Here is a 16,090-nt window from a genome sequence, read left to right as displayed (position 1 = left end):
CCCGGTGGAGGGGCGGGCCGACGCCCCTCCATCGAAGAGCTACACCCACCGGGCCCTGCTGGCGGCCCTCCTCGCCGGGGGCGTGTCCCTGGTGGAGAACCCGCTCTGGAGCGGCGACACGCTCGCCACCCTGGAGGCGGTGGAGAGGCTCGGCGCCAGCGTTGAGAGCCGGGGGCGCGTCGCCAGGCTCAGCTCTCCCGGCGCCGCGGGCCTCTCCTGGACGCCCTGCATAGACGCGGCGGAGTCCGGCACCACTATGAGGCTCGTCACCGCGGTGGCCTCGCTGCTCGACAGGCCGGTCCTCGTCTACGGGAGGGGGAGGCTCCACCGGAGGCCGGTCCGGCCCCTCCTTGAGGCGCTGGCGGGGCTCGGCGTCCGCTACCTCGCCTCCGGCTGCTGTCCTCCCCACTCAGTCCAGGGCCCGGCCCAGAGCGGCTCCACGAAGGTGGATGCATGGGGGAGCAGCCAGTACCTCTCGGCGCTCCTCATCCTCGGCGCCGGGCTCCCCGGGGGCCTCGAGGTGAGCGTTGAGAGGCTCGAGTCCAGGCCCTATGTGGACGTGACTGTGAGGGTTCTGGAGGCGTTCGGCGCCAGGGTGGAGAGGAGCGGCTACTCCTGGTTCCGCGTGGCCGGCGGGCTCCGGGCCACCCGGTACCGGGTCCCGGGCGACTGGAGCAGCGCCGCCCCCCTCCTCGCCGCGGGCGCGCTCGCCGGCCGGGTGGGCGTCGCGGGCCTCGACCCGGGGGACCCGCAGCCAGACAGGGCGGTGGTGGAGGTGCTCCGGGAGGCGGGCGCCCGGGTGCGGGTCTCCGGCTCCCTGGTGGAGGCGGAGTCTACGGGGAGGCTCGAGGCCTTCACAGCCTGTATCCGGGACAGCCCCGACCTGGCACCCCTGCTGGCTGCCCTCGCCGCCCCGGCCTGCGGCGTCTCCAGGATATGCTGCGCCGACCGCCTGAGGCTCAAGGAGAGTGACCGGGTGGAGGCGGTGCTGGACCTCCTCCACCGCTCCCGCGTCGAGGCCAGGCTCGCCGAGGAGCCCGGCATGGGCCTCTGCATAGAGGTGAGGGGCCGCTGCGGCAGGCTGCCCGGGGGCGTAGCCTACAGCAGCCACGGGGACCACAGGGTAGCAATGGCGGCGGCGCTGATGGGCCTCGCCTCGGAGAAACCGGTGGTGGTCGAGCCGGCCGACGTGGTTGCCAAGTCGTACCCGGGCTTCTGGGAGGCCCTCCGCGGCCTGGGCGTGGCGCTGGCGGAGGGCTGAACCCTCCCCTCGGGGACCATGCCGCCGGGGTGCAGCAGAGGCCTTGCCTCTGGGCAGGATGCTCCGCCTAACCATATTCGGGGAGAGCCACGGCTGCTGCATAGGCGCAGTGCTCGAGGGCGTGCCGCCGGGCATACCGGTCTCCAGCGAGGAGATAGACAGGGAGCTGGCCCTCCGCCGGCCCGGGAGACGGTTCACCACCCCGAGGAGGGAGGAGGACCGGGTCGAGATACTCTCCGGCGTATACATGGGCCACACGACCGGAGCACCCCTGGCGATGATAATACGCAACCGGGACGTGGACAGCAGCTTCTACGAGCAGGTCGTCCGCCACCGCCCCCGCCCGGGCCACGCCGACCTAACCGCGAGGCTCCGCAGCATGGGGTTCAACGACTACCGCGGCGGGGGCCCGTTCTCCGGCAGGCTCACGGCGGCAGTGGTAGCCGCCGGAGCAGTGGCCAAGAAGATAGCGGGGCTCCACGGTGTAGAGTTCTACGCCTACCTCCGGGGCCTCGGGCACGCCGAGTGCCCCGAGCCACGGGAGCTCATGGAGCGGGGCCCCGAGGCGCTCGAGGAGCTGAGGAGGGAGAGGAACCGGAGCCCCTTCTTCTGCCACGACCCCGACGCCTCCAAGAGGATGGAGGAGGCCCTGGTGGAGGCGGTCAAGGCCGGCGACAGCCTCGGAGGCCTCGTGGAGGTCTGGATCCTCGGCACGCCGCCAGGCCTCGGCGAGCCCCCCTTCGACACCCTTGACGGCGACCTGGCGAAGGCCTTCTTCGCCATACCGGGCGCCAGGGGCTTCGAGATAGGCCTCGGGATGAAGGCTGCCAGGATGAGGGGCTCGGAGGCGACAGACGAGCTCACACTGGGCCCCGGCGGCGAGCCGCTCCCCACCCCGGGCCACAGCGGGGGAGTGCTTGGAGGCCTCTCCGCCGGCGCCCCGATAGTGGCCAGGGTTGCTTTCAAGCCCACCTCGACGATAAGGAGGCCGCTGAGAACCATAGACTGGCGCGGCCTGGATGAGGCAGTCATAACCGGCAGAGGCCGCCACGACCCTGCCATAGCGGTCCGCGCCGTCCCCGTAGTGGAGGCCATGGCGGCCCTGGTGGTGGCCGACCACCTGCTCCGCTGGCTCCCCTGGAGGCTGGAGCACTACCACCGGCTCGAGAGAGGCCTTCTAGCCGCCTTCCCCCCTCCCCCTGGGAGGCCGGACAAGGAGGTAGAAGAGAAGCACCAGAGGGCCCCCCAGGAGCGTGGCGAGGGCCCAGATGAGGGGGGCTAGGCTGCCCCTGGGATACCGGAGCGAGGCGTCACGGTAGACGTAGACCGTCACCGCCAGCCAGGCAGCCAGTAGGAGGGCTGCCAGAAGCAGCCCCAAAGGCCCGGCCACGACCATGTGTATGCTCATGCAGTGCGGCGTCAAGCAGCCCCGCAAACCCATGGCAGCCCCTGCCACCGGCCGGTCTATAGGCCCCAGGGGGCCTCTTACAAGCCCTCCCCCGCTCTCCCGCGGAGCCCCCGGGAGGCCCCCGGTCGGCGTGGAAAAGGCAGCGGGCTACCCCCGAGGCTCGAGGCCGCTGTCGGTGCTGGCCGCCAGCCCCTCCAGCGCCTCCCTGAGGGCCTTGAGCACTTCCCCGGTGTAGGGGTTCAGCCGGCGTATCTCCTCGACCACCCCGCGCAGCCTCTCCAGCCTCGCCGCCACCCTCTCCGTGGAGCGGAGGCTATGCGTCACCAGCTCCTTCCTCTTGTCCGTGGGGATGTCCAGCCTCTCCTCGAGCAGCCTCGCGGCCTCACGGTAGAGGTCGTAGACAAGGTGGTGGAGCACCTGGTTGACGGCCATCACTTTGTCGTGCTCCTCGGCGCTGAGGTACGCTGGGGAGAGTCCCAGCCCGGCCAGCAGCCTCTCGAGCCGGGGCCTCCAGCGCTGGAGCCTGACCGGCACTATGGCTACGGTCTCGCCGGCGGGGCAGTCAAGGGGGCCGAAGAGGGGGTGGAGGCTGGCGTACTCCGGGCCGCCGTCCCCAAGGAGCCCGGCGATCTCCCTCACCAGCGGGGTCTTCACGGAGGCTATGTCCGCCACCAGCATGCTCTCCCGGAGCATGGGTAGGTGTTCGCGGAGCAGCCCGGGCACGGCATCGCCGGGCACAGCGTAGACCAGCACGTCGGCCCAGTCCAGCGCCCTCCCGGGCTCCATGTACTTGGCGCCCACGGCGCCGGCGGCCTCCCTAGCCTTCTCCACGCTCCTCCCGGTGATCGCCACCCAGCAGCCGCCCCTAGCCATGGCGGAGGCGAGGGTCCTGGCCATGCGGCCGTAGCCGTAGAAGGCTACGCGCAGCGCCTCGGGGCAGTAGAGCTGCCTGCACCTGGACTCCCTCGCGAGCAGGAAGTAGATCTCCTTCACCAGGTTCTCCGGGACCCCCAGCCTCCTTGCCTCCTCCACCAGGAGGTTGGCTACCGCTATCTCCCTCGAGGGGTCGTAGACGGGCATACCCTCCCCGCGCTTGACACTGCCCAGCACGTCCGCGATGTTGAGCCTCGCCGCCACGAGGCTGACCAGGCTCCTGTCTATGCGGAGCAGGCTGCTTCGCAGCGCCTCAGCAGCCCCCTCCATCCCCGGGGCTCACCCCTCCCTCCCCGCGAGCAGCTCCAGCACCCTCCTCGCTATCTGCTCGGCCAGGAGCCCGTGCTCCCGGTAGAGGTCGAGCACGCTCCTCGCGCTGTGCCCGTAGCCCCTCGCGGCCACCGGGTACACGGGGGCCGGGTAGCGCTGCGCAAGCGCCTCGGCCACGGCGCCGAAGAGCCCTCCCCTCGGCAGGTGCTCCTCAACCACGACGACAAGCCCGGTAGCCCTGGCCAGCCTCTCCAACCCCTCCTCGTCCAGCGGCTTAACAGTGTGGAGGTTGGCCACAGCGGCGCTGACGCCCCTCTCACCGAGCATCCTAGCGGCCTCGAGCACCTGGGCCAGGAGGGGCCCGGCGGAGACCAGCGCCACGTCGCTCCCGTCACGCAGGATCTCGAGCCTCCCGAGCCTGTACTCGGCCCCGGGGTCGGTAACCAGCGGCGAGTAGTCGCGGCCGACGCGGAAGTAGACCGGGCCCCTCACCTGCTCGTGCACCCTTACCAGAGCCTTGTAGGCCTGCGGCGGGTCGGCAGGCACCACCACGGTCATGTTGTGGAGCACGCGCATCAACGCTATGTCCTCGAGGCTCTGGTGGCTCGCCCCGTCCCCGTGGTCGCTGAACCCGCTGTGGGTAGCCACCAGCTTCACGTCGAGCCTCATCCTATCCACGGTGTTCCTTATCTGCTCCCAGGCCCTCATCATGAACATGGCGAAGGCGGCGGCGTAGGGCCGCTTCCCGGCCAGCGCGAGCCCGGCGGCGAAGTCCACCAGGTCCTGCTCCGAGATCCCGATGTTCACGAACCTCTCCGGGAACCTCTCGCCGAACCAGGCGGTCCTCGTGCTCCTCGCGACGTCGGCGGTGACCACTACCACATCTGGATCGGCGTCGCCTAGGTAGAGCAGCGCCTTGCCCACAGCATCCCTAATGGTGCCGAGGCCACCCGGGCTACTCGGTGAAGCTCCCTGCATGCTTAGGGTCAATGTGCTGCCCCCCGCTAGCCTCCAGGAAGCCTAGACCCTTCCCCCTACGGGTGTAGGCGAGCACCACCGTCGGCCTCCCCGCCACGTCGGCGGCCCTCAGCGCCTCCAGGAGCATCTCGTAGTCGTGGCCGTCGACCTCGATGACGCTCCAGCCTAGACTCCTCCACCTAGCCGCCAGGTCGCCCTTCGTCTTCACGGCCTCCACGGGCCCGTCGAGCTGGAAGCCGTTAACATCAACGATGGCGACCACGCTTCGGAGCCCGAGGTGGGAGACCGTGGCTGCCGCCTCCCAGACCTGGCCCTCGTCAAGCTCCCCATCGCCCAGTATGACGTATACCCGGTGCCTATCCTCCGTCCCGGCAAGCCTCATAGCGTAGGCGATGCCGGCCGCTATGCTGAGGCCCTGGCCGAGGCTCCCGGTGGAGACATCGACCCCGCTGGTGGTGAAATCTGGGTGGCCCTCGAGCCCGTCTATAGCCCTTATCTTCTCCAGCTTCTCTTCGGGTATGACACCGGCCTCGGCGAGAACCGCGTAGAGGGCTGGGACGGCGTGGCCCTTGCTCAGGATGAGCCAGTCCCTCTCGGTAGGCTTCTCCCCGCTCCTCCGGAGCCCCCTGCCGAAGTAGATCGCGACCAGTATGTCGAGAACGCTGAGCGAGGCCCCCACGTGCACGCTCCTCTCAACCACGCCCATCCGCACGACGCGGCGGCGGGCGCGGCGGGCTATCTCGTGGAGCCTCTCGAGCCGAATTCCAAGGGCATCTCCCCCCATTCCAAGGGCATCACCCAGCCCAGGCTCTAGCTGCGATACAATAGGCGGTCCCCTCTGCCTCGATTTTATGCTTCATGTCGCGCCATGTTCCCACCGAGGTGGGAACGGTATAAAGTTCTTTCGCGCGCCCCGGGACACGGGGCCAGAGCCCCCGGAGAGCTGGAGAGAGGTGGAACCCCTCATGGACTGTAGGCTCGTCCTCCGGGAGCATGGGGAGCCGGTGCGCTTCCATATACGCGGCGTCGAGGTCAACGGTGACAAGCCCCTCATAATAGCGGGGCCCTGCAGCGTCGAGAGCAGGGAGATGATAATAGAGACCGCCATGGCTATAAAGAGGATACTCGTCGACGAGCTGGGCTTCACCAATGTGGTGCTCCGGGGAGGCGCCTGGAAGCCCCGCACGAGCCCCTACAGCTTCCAGGGCCATGGCGCCAGGGCGCTTGAATGGCTCCGCGAGGCCGGCGACAAGACGGGGCTCCCCGTCGCCACCGAGGTGTTGGATCCGAGGGACGTGGGGACTGCGGCGGAGTACGTTGACGCGATATGGGTGGGGGCCCGGAATATGCAGAACACCCCGCTCCTCCGCGAGCTGGCCAAGGCAGGGAAGCCCGTGCTCCTCAAGAGGCACTTCGGCGCCACGATAAACGAGTGGCTCTGCAGCGCCGAGTACCTCCTAGCCGGCGGCCTGGAGGAGGTGGCACTGATAGAGAGGGGGACGAGGGGGATAAACGAGTACGCCCGCTTCACCCTCGACATAACCGTGGTGCCAATAATAAGGGAGGTCTCGAGGCTGCCCATAATAGTCGACGTGAGCCACCCCGCAGGCCGCCGCAGCCTAGTCCCGCCCCTGGCCAAGGCAGCCCTCGCGGCGGGAGCCCATGGGGTGATGATAGAGGTCCACCCCAGCCCCGACAAGGCGCTGAGCGACGCGAAGCAGCAGCTCAGCTTCGATATGTTCGAGAAGCTCGCCAGGGAGCTGAGAGGTGCCGGGCTGATATGAGCCTCGAGAGGAGCCGCTGGAGGGTAGAGGACAGCATAGAGGTTGAGATTGTTGTCGGCCCCGGAGCCCGCCGGGAGCTGGGCCGGCTAGCCCGGGAGGCGGGCCCCTACTCCGCCGCAGCCCTCGTGGCGGACGGGGGCGCGCCCAGGGGCCCCCTACGCGACTTAGCCGAGGCGCTGCGCGCCGCGGGGCTCCCCGTCTACGAGAAGACGCTCCCGGGAGGCGAGGGGGTCAAGAACCTCGAAACCCTCGTCGGCCTCTGGGGCTGGATGGCGGGGCACGGGCTCCCCAGGGACACGCTCCTAGTCGCCTACGGCGGGGGAGCGGTCTCCGACACCGCGGGCTTCGCCGCCGCCACCTACATGAGGGGCATAGACTGGGCCACGGTGCCGACAACCCTCCTCTCTATGGCCGACGCCGCGGTAGGCGGGAAGACAGCGGTCAACCTCTCAGCCAAGAATATTGTCGGCGCGTTTCACCACCCGAGGATAGTACTGGCCGACGTGGAGCTCGCAGAGACCCTGCCCAGGGAGGACTATGTCTCCGGCCTCGCGGAGGTAGTGAAGCACGCCCTCCTAGAGGGGAGAGAGTTCCTAGACTGGCTCCGCCGCAGCGCCGGGCGCCTCCTGGAGCGCGACCTCGCCGTGCTCACCGAGGCTGTCAGGAGGAGCCTCGACGCGAAGATGAGGATAGTGGCCAGGGACTATAGGGAGAGGAAGGGGGACAGGATGCTCCTCAACCTGGGCCACACGGTGGCCCACGCGCTGGAGAAGGCCACGGGCTACACGATGCGTCACGGCCACGCGGTAGCCGTGGGCCTCGTTGTGGAGGGTATAGCGGCCTCCCTTAAACTGGGCCTGCCCAGGGAGACGGTGGAGGAGGTCAGGGAGCTGCTCGCCAGCCTAGGCCTCCCCATCGCGCCGCCACGGGAGCTAGACCCGAGGAGCGCTTTGGAGGCGGTGAAGCTGGACAAGAAGAGGCGCGGCGGCCGCATACTGGTCCCCATGCTCCGCGCCGTGGGCGACCCGGTGATAGTCGAGATGGAGCTTGGGGAGGCGCTGAGCCTCCTAGAGGAGGCGTGGAGGATTGCGGCGGGGGCCGGCGGGGAGTAGCCTCCTGGAGAGGGTGGCCTGCATACCCAGGCCCGCGCCGCCGGGGAGGCTCGCGGAGGAGGCCCTCTCGGCCGGCTGCAGGCTCGTCGAGCTGAGGCTCGACATCCTAGGCTACAGCCGCGCCGAGGCCCGCCAGGCGCTGGAGAGGCTGTCCCCGCACGGGGTGCGCGTCATAGCCACCCTCCGCGACGCGGGGGAGGGAGGCCGCTACAGCGGCCCCGCCGAGGAGAAGCTGGAGACGCTCCTCTACATGCTCGACCACGGCGCCTGGCTGATAGATGTGGAGTACCGGTTCCCCCTGCTAGACGAGGCCCTCCGCCAGGCCCCCGGCCGGGTGCTCGCCTCGATCCACGACTTCCGCTGGACCCCGCCCCCGGAGGTGCTCTACAGCTACGCCGGCGACATGCTGCGCCGGGGCGCCGCGGTGGCGAAGATAGCTACCATGGCCCGGAGCCTGGGGGACAACTGGAGGATCCTCGGCGTCAACGCCAGGTGGCCGGGCAGGGTGGCAGCCTTCGCCATGGGGAGGCGCGGGAGGCTCTCAAGGATACTGGCCCCCTTGATAGGCGGGGCCCTCACCTATGCTAGCCTCGGCGACCCGGTGGCGCCGGGCCAGCTGTCCCTGGAGGAGCTGCTCGAGGCCTGGAGGCTCATGGGCGTGCTGGGGGAGGAGGCCTAGCCGGGCTCGATGTCGAAGGGTAGCTCTAGCAGCCTCTTGCTCCTCCTGAACCTCGGCTTCCCCAGGGATAGGCGGCCTATGCATCCGGTGCTGGCTGTGTGCTCCTTGTTGCACGCGTTTATGTTCCATATCCCGCCCCCGGGGTCCCTTATCAGGACTATGCTGAGCTCCTGCACGTCCTCGGGCACCGGGAAGAGATCGTATATCGCATCCCCGTACCTCTCCTCGGCCTCCCTCCTAGGAAGGGTTACCACCTCCACTGGAAGGTCCCACTCCACCGTCTTGTTTGCCAGCTCCTCTATCCTGGCCAGCTCCTCGGGGCTGGGCTTCCTGTCGAACTGGACCACGAGCCTCCCATGGCCCCCCTTGACGTAGGTGGAGGCCGTCCACCTGGCGGCCTCGCCCAGGACCCGGACGACAGCCCCCTTCAGCACGTGGAGAGCTGTGTGGGTGCGCACCTCTACCGGGTAGGAGCCCGTGCAGCCCAATCCCTCCCAGCCTCCCGCGCGCCCACCTCGGTGGGGGAGCCCTGTTAATACCGGCAGCCCCCGGGGCCGGAGGGGCTGGGTACGGTCTGGTTGCCCGGCTCCAGGCGCTACGACCTCGTCGTGGTCGGAGGGGGCCCCGGCGGCTACCCCGCGGCGATCCACGCCGCCCGGGCCGGCCTACGGGTGGCGCTGGTCGAGGAGCGGGCGCTGGGGGGAGAGTGCACCAACTATGGCTGCATACCCAGTAAGGCCCTCCACAGGCTCGCCGAGGCGGCCAGCGTTGCCTCGAGGATAGCCCGGGTCGAGGTAGACGCCCGCAAGGCCCTGGAGGAGGCTAGGAGGGTTGTGGCGAGGCTCCGCTCCGGCCTCGAGAGCCTCATGGAGGGCTACGGGGTTGAGGTCCTGCGGGCCCGCGCCAGGCTCCGCAGCGGCCGCGCAGTAGAGGCGGGGGGCAGCGTCCTGGAGGCGGAGCGTATAGTGCTCGCTCCGGGCACGGTGCCCGCCTATCCCCCGGGCCTGGAGCCCGACGGCCGCCTAGTCCATGATAATAGGAGCATAGTCTCCCTCGAGGACCTGCCCTCTAGGCTGCTTGTTGTGGGCGGCGGCCCGGCGGGCGTAGAGTACGCCGAGACCATGGCCAGGCTGGGGGCCGAGGTAACCCTTGTCGAGATGATGCCCAGGCTCCTCCCGAGCATGGACCGCGACCTCTCCCTGGCCGCGCGCCGCGTCCTCCGCGAGCTGGGCGTGAGGGTCTACACCTCGACGCGTGTAGCCGGCCTCGAGAGGCACGGGGACACGGTGGTAGCTGTGCTTGATAAGGGGGAGAGGCTGGAGGTCGACGCCGTCCTCGTGGTCACGGGGAGGAGGCCCGCCACCAGGGGGCTGGGCCTCGAGGAGCTGGGAGTAGAGGTGGACGAGAAGGGCTACATAAGGGTGGACGAGAGAATGGCCACCAGCGCCCCCGGGGTCTACGCGGCGGGCGACGCTACCGGGCCGCCGCTCCTGGCCCACAAGGCTATGGCCCAGTCCATAGTGGCGGGGGTCAACGCGGCCGGCGGCAACGCCGCTTACAAGCCCCGGGCGGTGCCACTCGTTGTCTACACCGAGCCGGAGCTGCTCCAGGTAGGCTATACGCTCGAGGAGGCCAGGAGAGCGGGTTACGACGCCGCGGAGGCCCGGATAAGGCTGGGGGGAGTGGCCTCCGCGGTGATAGAGGGCGCTGAGGCGGGCCTGGTGAAGCTCGTCTATGACAGGCGCAGCCTCAAGCTACTGGGGGTGGTGATTGCGGCGCCCCGGGCCTCGGAGATCGCCGGCGAGGCGGCGCTCGCGGTGGAGAGGGGCCTCACGCTGGAGGAGGTTGCCGGCCTCATCCACCCCCATCCATCCCTGGTGGAGGCGCTGGGGGAGGCGGCTGCGGCCGCGCTCGGGAGGCCGACCCACTACCTGGTGAAGAGGCGGGGCCGCTAGGCTTTAATAGCGGGAGCCCCGTGGGCCTGCCAGGCCTGGACCCTGATCCCTGGGCGATGGAGGGAGGGCGTGATGGAGCGCCAATGGCTTTGAGCCGGCCGGGGTTCAGCGTCTACCTGACCATCGGGTTCCCCGAGCCGGCCCGGTTCCCCCAGGCCCTCGAGGCCCTCGAGGCCTGTGTCGACTTCTACGAGCTCGGCCTGCCCACGGCGAGGCCCAAGTACGACGGCCCGACGGTGCGCGCTAGCCATAGGCGCGTCGTGGCGAGGGGCCTCCGGGGCCTAGAGGCGCTGAGGCTCCTTGAGAGGACCAGTGTGGGGAAGCCATTCACCCTAATGGCCTACATGGAGGACTATGCTGGGAGCCTGCGGGGCCTCATGGAGGCCGCTGCCAGCGCTGGCGCGGGCTGCGTGCTGCTGCCCGACCTAGCCTTCGACTACCCCGGCGAGCTGGACCGCTACGTCGAGGAGAGCGAGAGGGCCGGGCTCCGGCCCTGCTTCTTCGCCTCCAGCAGGTTCCCCCACGCCTGGCTCCAGCGCTACGCGGCCCTCGACCCGCTCTACATCTACCTAGGCCTCCAGCCCGCCACCGGTGTGGAGCTGCCGATAGCGGTGGAGAAGAACGTGAGGCTCGCCAGGAGGCTTGTCGGCGACCGCTACCTGCTCACCGGCTTCGCCATCCGCCACCCGGAGGCAGCCGCCGCCCTGATACGCGCCGGCGCCGACGCCGTGGTAGTGGGCTCGGCGGTGCTGCGCGCCCTGGAGGAGGGAGGCGTCGAGGAGGCCAGGGGGCTGGCCTGCAGCATCCACCGGGCTGTCCACAGCGCTGCCCGCGGGGCTGCGTAGCCGTGGTGCCCAGGTACTGGTACAACATTGTGGCGGATCTCCCGGAGCCGCTGCCGCCCCTCATCGACCCGCTCGACGACGAGGAGTCGAGGATAGCGCTGCTGGTGAGGATACTCCCCTCCAGGCTGATAGACGAGGAGTACACGCTGAGCAGGCTCATCCCGATACCAGAGAGGATACGCGAGGCCTACGCCAGGGCGGGGAGGCCTACCCCGCTGCTCCGCGCCGAGGGGCTGGAGAGGGCGCTGGGCGTGAGCGGGAGGGTGAGGATCTACTACAAGTACGAGGGCGCCCTGCCCACGGGGAGCCATAAGCTGAACACGGCGCTACCCCAGGTCTACTACGCGCTCCTGGACGGAGCGGAGGAGGTGGCCACCGAGACGGGGGCGGGCCAGTGGGGCCTCGCGGTCGCCACAGCGGCGGCCATGCTGGGTGTCAAGGCGACGGTGTTCATGACTAGGAGCAGCTACGAGCGGAAGAAGCCCAGGAGGCTCGCAATGCAGGCCATGGGCGCCACGGTGTACCCCAGCCCCAGCAGGGTCACCGAGGCTGGGAGGAGGGCGCTGGAGGAGAGGCCCGACCACCCCGGTAGCCTGGGCCTCGCCATAACGGAGGCTATAGAGTACGTGCTTGGGAACCCCAAGCGCCGCTACGTAGCCGGCTCAGTCATGGAGAGCGTCGTTACCCACCAGACGGTGATAGGCCAGGAGGTTCTCCAGCAGCTGCCGGAGGAGCCGGACTACATGGTAGCCTGCGTCGGCGGAGGCAGCAACCTGGCCGGGTTCACCTACCCCGCTATAGGGATGAGGCTCCGCGGCGAGGGCTTCGAGAAGACCCGCTTCGTGGCGGCTGAGTCGGCGGCAGCCCCCCGGCTGACGAAGGGGAGCTACAGGTACGACGGCCTAGACACCGGCCTGGTCCTCCCCCTGGCGAGGATGTACAGCCTCGGCAAGGACTACGTGCCGCCCCCGATACACGCTGCCGGGCTCCGCTACCACGGGGCCGCCGCGAGCCTCTCGCTGCTGCGCAGGCTCGGTCTGGTGGAGGCCGTGGCCTACGGCCAGGAGGAGGTGTTCGAGGCGGCCCGGATCTTCGCCCGCTCCGAGGCCCTGCTCCCGGCGCCGGAGAGCGCCCACGCGATAAGGGCTGTGATCGACATCGCCCGCCGCGCGCCCAAGGGCACGGTGATAGCTTTCAACCTCAGCGGCCACGGGCTCATGGATATCGACGCCTACGAGACTCTCTCCTCCAGGATAGTCGAGGGCAGGCTCCCCGAGCCCACGGGGACCAGGAGGTGACCGCGGCTGTGGCCGACCTCCCCAGGCTGCTGGAGGACCTGCTCTCCGGCCGCGGCATGGGCTTCGAGGAGGCCAGGAGCGTCGCCCTAGAGATGCTCCGGGGCGGCCTGGACGACGTGGCTATAGCGGCGATACTGGTCGCCCTGAGGGCCAAGGGCGAGACAGCGGAGACGGTGGCGGGCTTCTCGGCAGCGCTGCGCGAGACCTGCGTGAAGGTGCCCGCCGGGGGCCTGGAGCCGATAGACACCGCCGGCACCGGCGGAGACGGGGCCCACACGCTCAACGCCTCCACCGCGGCCGCGATAGTCGCCGCTAGCCTGGGCGCCAGGGTGGCCAAGCACGGTAACCGCGGCGTGAGCAGCAGGAGCGGGAGCGCCGACTTCATGGAGGCCCTGGGCTACCGGATCGACCACGGCCCCGCCGAGGCCGCCTGCATGCTCAGCCGCGCCGGCTTCGCCTTCCTCTACGCGCCCCGCTACCACCCGGCAATGAAGAGGGTGATGCCGGTCCGCAGGAGGCTCGGGATAAGGACGGTCTTCAACCTTGTGGGCCCCCTCTCCAACCCCGCCGGGGTGCGCCGCCAGGTGCTCGGCGTCGCGAGGCCCGAGCTGCTCGAGGTCATGGCGGGGGCGGCCCGGCTGCTGGGCTACGAGAGGCTCCTCCTGGTCCACGGCGAGCCAGGGATAGACGAGGTCAGCGTCTCCGGCAGGACCACCGTCTACGAGATCCGGGGCGGCAGGGTGGAGGAGTACAGCATAGAGCCCGAGGACCTGGGGCTCGGCCGCCACCGGCTGGCGGACCTCCGGGTGGAGGCGCCCGGGGAGAGCGTGGAGCGCTTCCTAGCCGTGGCCCGCGGCGCCGGGAGGAGGCAGGACCGCGACTTCATAGCAGCCAACGCGGCCGCGGCAATCTACGCTGCAGGGCTGGCGGGGAGCCTCAGGGACGCCGCCGAGCAGGCCCTCCAGGCCCTCGGGGACGGCACAGTGGCGGCCTACCTTGAGAGGCTCGTGGAGGCCTGCAGGGCTTGCTGCGGCTAAAGATCTGCGGGCTCACCCGGCCAGAGGACGTGGAGGCGCTCGACGGCGCCGCCGACTACCTGGGCTTCGTGGTCGCCCCGTCGAGGCTGAGCCCCCGCGTGCTGAGCCCCGGGGAGGCCAGGAGCCTGGCCGAGACCGTGTCTAGGAGCCGCCCCGTCCTGGTGGCGGCCGGCTATGGGCCCCGCGACGCAGTGGAGCTGGCGGCGAGGCTCGAGGCGTTCAGGGTGCTCCAGTACCACGAGCCCGCGGGCCCCGAGGTGCTCGCCGGCCTGGCCAGGGAGCTGGGCTCGATAGGAGTCTCCCTGGCCCCCGTCTCCCTCTGGGACGGCAGGAGGCTGAGCCCAGACCCCTGCGAGGCGGCGACCGTGGCGCCGGGGCACGAGTACCTCCTAGTGGACGCCGTCAAGGGGCTGGGCCTCCGCTACGCCGGGGGCCTGAGGGCGCCCCTCGAGGCGTACCTCCGGGCGGCAGTGTGCAGCAGCCGCGCGGCAGCCGCCGGCGGGGTGGTGCCGGAGAACGCCTGCCTCGTCGCCTCCACCGGGGTCTCGATGCTCGACGTGAGCAGCGGCGTCGAGGCCGAGCCGGGCCGCAAGGACCTCTCCAGGGTGGAGAAGCTGCTGGAGGTGCTGCGCTCATGCAGCTAGACTGGGCCGGGTGCCGCCGCGTCCCCCTCCCAAGCGCCCCGGAGCCCCGCCGGCTGGCGGTGTGGGCGGAGGAGCGCTACGGCTATGTCGCGCTGCTCGAGAGCGGCGCGGGGCCGGGGGAGAAGGCCCGCTACACCCTGGTGGCCTACGGGGCCCGCCGGGTGGTGGAGGGCAGCCCCCTGGAGGCCTACGCCAGGCTCCGCGAGGCAGCCGCGGGCAGGGGCTGCGCCAGCATCCCCTGCAGGAGCATGCTCTTCGGCGTGGTCGGCTACGAGGCGGTGGCCGGGGCGGAGCCCTGGCTGGCCCCGATGCTGGGCCGCCACGAGTGGCCGGCGCTCCTAGTCTTCGAGCCCGAGACCCTCGTGGTCTACGACCACGCCAGGGGCCACGCCACGCTCTGCCCCGGGGACGCCGAGGCCGGGGAGAAGCCTCTCGGCGGCTGGAGCCCGGCCAGGGGCCCCGTGGAGGAGACGCCCCGCAGGCTCTTCGAGCAGTGGGTGGCAGAGGCCAGGGAGATGCTTGAGAGGGGCGAGTTCCTACAAGTAGTGCTCTCGAGATTCGAGCGCTACGAGTACCAGGGCGAGCCGCTGGCGCTCTACGCCAGGCTGGCGGACCGGAACCCCTCCCCCTACATGTTCTACATGAGGCTGGGGGAGAGGTGGATAGCCGGCTCCAGCCCCGAGCTGCTCGTCAGGATGGACGGGGGGAGGCTGGAGACGCACCCTATAGCCGGGACCCGGCCCCGCGGCAGGACGCCGGAGGAGGACCTGGCCCTCGAGGAGGAGCTGCTGGGCGACGAGAAGGAGAGGGCGGAGCACCTCATGCTCGTCGACCTCGCCAGGAACGACCTGGGCCGGGTAGCGTTGCCCGGCACGGTGAGAGTGACGAGGCTCATGGACGTGGAGAAGTACAGCGCGGTCCAGCATATCGTGAGCAGGGTGGAGGCTGTGGCCCGGCCCGGGCTGGGCTACGCCGACGTCCTGGCAGCGGTCAACCCCGCCGGCACGGTGTCCGGCGCCCCGAAGCCGAGGGCAATGGAGACCATAGCTAGGCTCGAGGACAGGCCCCGCGGCCCCTACGCCGGCGCCGTCGGGGTCTACTCGGACCAGGCGGGCGAGACAGCCATAGTGATAAGGAGCGTCTGGAGCATAGACGACTCCACGCTGGAGACTAGGGCGGGCGCGGGGATAGTCTACGACTCCAGGCCCGAGAGAGAGTACATGGAGACCGTACACAAGCTTGCCGCGATCCACCGGGCCCTGGGAGCCGGCGGCGGGAGGTGAGCAGGAACGGCCTACGACACCCTAGTCCTCATAATAGACAACTACGACAGCTTCGTCTACAACCTTGTGAACGTGCTCGCGGAGCTCGGGGCCAGGAGCATAGTCGTGAGGAACGACGAGATAACCGTGTCGGGGATAGAGAGGATAAACCCGGACAGGATAATAGTCTCGCCGGGCCCCGGCAGCCCCCTCTCCGCCCGCGATGTAGGCGTGTCCGTGGAGGCCGTGAAGAGGCTCGGCCCCAGGATCCCGGTGCTAGGCGTCTGCCTAGGCCACCAGGTGGTGGGCGTAGCCTACGGCGCCAAGGTGAGGCGCGCCCGGAGGATAATGCACGGGAAGACGGACGAGATAGAGCACTACGGCGGCAGCCTCTACCGCGGGGTGCCCAGGGTGTTCACCGCCGCCAGGTACCACAGCCTCGTGCTGGACGAGATCCCCCCAGTGCTGGAGGTCACGGCAAGGAGCAGGAGCGACGGCGAGGTAATGGGGGTCCGGCACCGGGAGCACCCAGTCCACGGGGTCCAGTTCCACCCGGAGAGCATAGCAACCCCCCACGGCCCCAGGCTGCTCCGCAACTTCCTCGACGACCCGTGGTAGAGGCGC

Annotated in this window: 15 protein-coding genes and 1 pseudogene; 12 read left to right on the top strand and 4 right to left on the bottom strand. The window is 69.9% G+C overall.

From position 1 onward, the window contains the following. Positions 1-4 precede the first annotated feature (4 nt). A complete protein-coding gene (gene aroA / locus ACZ42Y_RS04340) occupies positions 5-1,261 on the top strand; it encodes a 3-phosphoshikimate 1-carboxyvinyltransferase (protein WP_464735765.1) in 1,257 nt (418 codons plus the stop codon). A gap of 43 nt (positions 1,262-1,304) precedes the next feature. After that, positions 1,305-2,543: a chorismate synthase gene (gene aroC, locus ACZ42Y_RS04335; protein WP_464735764.1), complete on the top strand. Its 1,239-nt coding sequence runs from the start codon at positions 1,305-1,307 to the stop codon at positions 2,541-2,543. 705 nt (positions 2,544-3,248) lie between these two features. Here the strand turns inward: aroC and ACZ42Y_RS04330 are convergent. From ACZ42Y_RS04330 to ACZ42Y_RS04320, 3 genes and pseudogenes are all read right to left on the bottom strand, one after another. Beyond that, positions 3,249-3,872 (bottom strand): annotated as a pseudogene (locus ACZ42Y_RS04330) (prephenate dehydrogenase/arogenate dehydrogenase family protein); the annotation flags it as partial. A 9-nt stretch (positions 3,873-3,881) separates the two neighbouring features. Beyond that, positions 3,882-4,862 carry a transketolase family protein gene (locus tag ACZ42Y_RS04325; RefSeq protein ID WP_464735763.1) on the bottom strand — a complete coding sequence of 327 codons (981 nt, stop codon included), beginning with the start codon at positions 4,860-4,862 and terminating at the stop codon, positions 3,882-3,884. Then, positions 4,828-5,634, bottom strand: a complete 807-nt coding sequence (locus ACZ42Y_RS04320; RefSeq protein WP_464735762.1) for a transketolase — start codon at positions 5,632-5,634, stop codon at positions 4,828-4,830. Before ACZ42Y_RS04320 ends, ACZ42Y_RS04325 begins: the two co-directional genes overlap by 35 nt. Positions 5,635-5,815: 181 nt before the next feature. On the opposite strand from ACZ42Y_RS04320, the gene aroF reads away from it, so the two are divergent. Genes aroF through ACZ42Y_RS04305 form a run of 3 tightly spaced genes read left to right on the top strand, consistent with a single transcriptional unit; the run spans position 5,816 to position 8,425 of the window. Further along, complete coding sequence (gene aroF / locus ACZ42Y_RS04315) at positions 5,816-6,634, top strand: 3-deoxy-7-phosphoheptulonate synthase (RefSeq protein WP_058371102.1); 819 nt, start codon at positions 5,816-5,818, stop codon at positions 6,632-6,634. Further along, positions 6,631-7,746, top strand: a complete 1,116-nt coding sequence (gene aroB, locus ACZ42Y_RS04310; protein WP_058371103.1) for a 3-dehydroquinate synthase — start codon at positions 6,631-6,633, stop codon at positions 7,744-7,746. The genes aroF and aroB overlap by 4 nt, the downstream gene beginning before the upstream one ends. After that, complete coding sequence (locus tag ACZ42Y_RS04305; protein WP_058371104.1) at positions 7,721-8,425, top strand: type I 3-dehydroquinate dehydratase; 705 nt, start codon at positions 7,721-7,723, stop codon at positions 8,423-8,425. The genes aroB and ACZ42Y_RS04305 overlap by 26 nt, the downstream gene beginning before the upstream one ends. Here the strand turns inward: ACZ42Y_RS04305 and ACZ42Y_RS04300 are convergent. Next, the gene (locus tag ACZ42Y_RS04300; protein WP_058371105.1) at positions 8,422-8,913 is read right to left on the bottom strand and encodes an alanyl-tRNA editing protein; all 492 of its coding nucleotides are present in this window, start codon (positions 8,911-8,913) and stop codon (positions 8,422-8,424) included. The two genes, ACZ42Y_RS04305 and ACZ42Y_RS04300, sit on opposite strands and share 4 nt — an antisense overlap. A gap of 90 nt (positions 8,914-9,003) precedes the next feature. Here ACZ42Y_RS04300 and lpdA point away from each other — a divergent pair, with 90 nt between their 5' ends. The 7 genes from lpdA to ACZ42Y_RS04265 all read left to right on the top strand — a co-directional run bounded on the left by lpdA (position 9,004) and on the right by ACZ42Y_RS04265 (position 16,084). Continuing rightward, complete coding sequence (gene lpdA / locus ACZ42Y_RS04295; protein ID WP_058371106.1) at positions 9,004-10,380, top strand: dihydrolipoyl dehydrogenase; 1,377 nt, start codon at positions 9,004-9,006, stop codon at positions 10,378-10,380. Between the two features lie 83 nt (positions 10,381-10,463). Continuing rightward, complete coding sequence (trpA, locus tag ACZ42Y_RS04290) at positions 10,464-11,225, top strand: tryptophan synthase subunit alpha (RefSeq protein ID WP_058371107.1); 762 nt, start codon at positions 10,464-10,466, stop codon at positions 11,223-11,225. A 2-nt stretch (positions 11,226-11,227) separates the two neighbouring features. Further along, positions 11,228-12,523 (top strand): TrpB-like pyridoxal phosphate-dependent enzyme, encoded by a 1,296-nt coding sequence (locus ACZ42Y_RS04285; RefSeq protein WP_058371108.1) that lies wholly within the window; start codon positions 11,228-11,230, stop codon positions 12,521-12,523. Then, complete coding sequence (gene trpD / locus ACZ42Y_RS04280; protein WP_236698166.1) at positions 12,520-13,560, top strand: anthranilate phosphoribosyltransferase; 1,041 nt, start codon at positions 12,520-12,522, stop codon at positions 13,558-13,560. Before ACZ42Y_RS04285 ends, trpD begins: the two co-directional genes overlap by 4 nt. Next, complete coding sequence (locus ACZ42Y_RS04275) at positions 13,548-14,204, top strand: phosphoribosylanthranilate isomerase (protein WP_058371109.1); 657 nt, start codon at positions 13,548-13,550, stop codon at positions 14,202-14,204. Before trpD ends, ACZ42Y_RS04275 begins: the two co-directional genes overlap by 13 nt. Next, positions 14,195-15,487, top strand: a complete 1,293-nt coding sequence (locus ACZ42Y_RS04270; protein WP_058371110.1) for an anthranilate synthase component I family protein — start codon at positions 14,195-14,197, stop codon at positions 15,485-15,487. Before ACZ42Y_RS04275 ends, ACZ42Y_RS04270 begins: the two co-directional genes overlap by 10 nt. A 30-nt stretch (positions 15,488-15,517) precedes the next feature. After that, the gene (locus ACZ42Y_RS04265) at positions 15,518-16,084 is read left to right on the top strand and encodes an anthranilate synthase component II (RefSeq protein WP_058371111.1); all 567 of its coding nucleotides are present in this window, start codon (positions 15,518-15,520) and stop codon (positions 16,082-16,084) included. The last annotated feature ends 6 nt before the right edge of the window (positions 16,085-16,090 follow it).

It is taken from the genome of Pyrodictium brockii (assembly GCF_055379715.1).
The sequence above is the reverse complement of the archived record's forward strand: the minus strand, read 5'-3'. Positions and strand labels throughout refer to the sequence as shown.

What these genes read in the sequence shown, in the direction of transcription:
- ACZ42Y_RS04320 (WP_464735762.1), bottom strand. Translation starts at nt 5,634, where the DNA reads ATGGGGGGAGATGCCCTTGGAATTCGGCTCGAGAGGCTCCACGAGATA.
- aroF (WP_058371102.1), top strand. Translation starts at nt 5,816, where the DNA reads ATGGACTGTAGGCTCGTCCTCCGGGAGCATGGGGAGCCGGTGCGCTTC.
- aroB (WP_058371103.1), top strand. Translation starts at nt 6,631, where the DNA reads ATGAGCCTCGAGAGGAGCCGCTGGAGGGTAGAGGACAGCATAGAGGTT.
- trpA (WP_058371107.1), top strand. Translation starts at nt 10,464, where the DNA reads ATGGCTTTGAGCCGGCCGGGGTTCAGCGTCTACCTGACCATCGGGTTC.
- ACZ42Y_RS04270 (WP_058371110.1), top strand. Translation starts at nt 14,195, where the DNA reads ATGCAGCTAGACTGGGCCGGGTGCCGCCGCGTCCCCCTCCCAAGCGCC.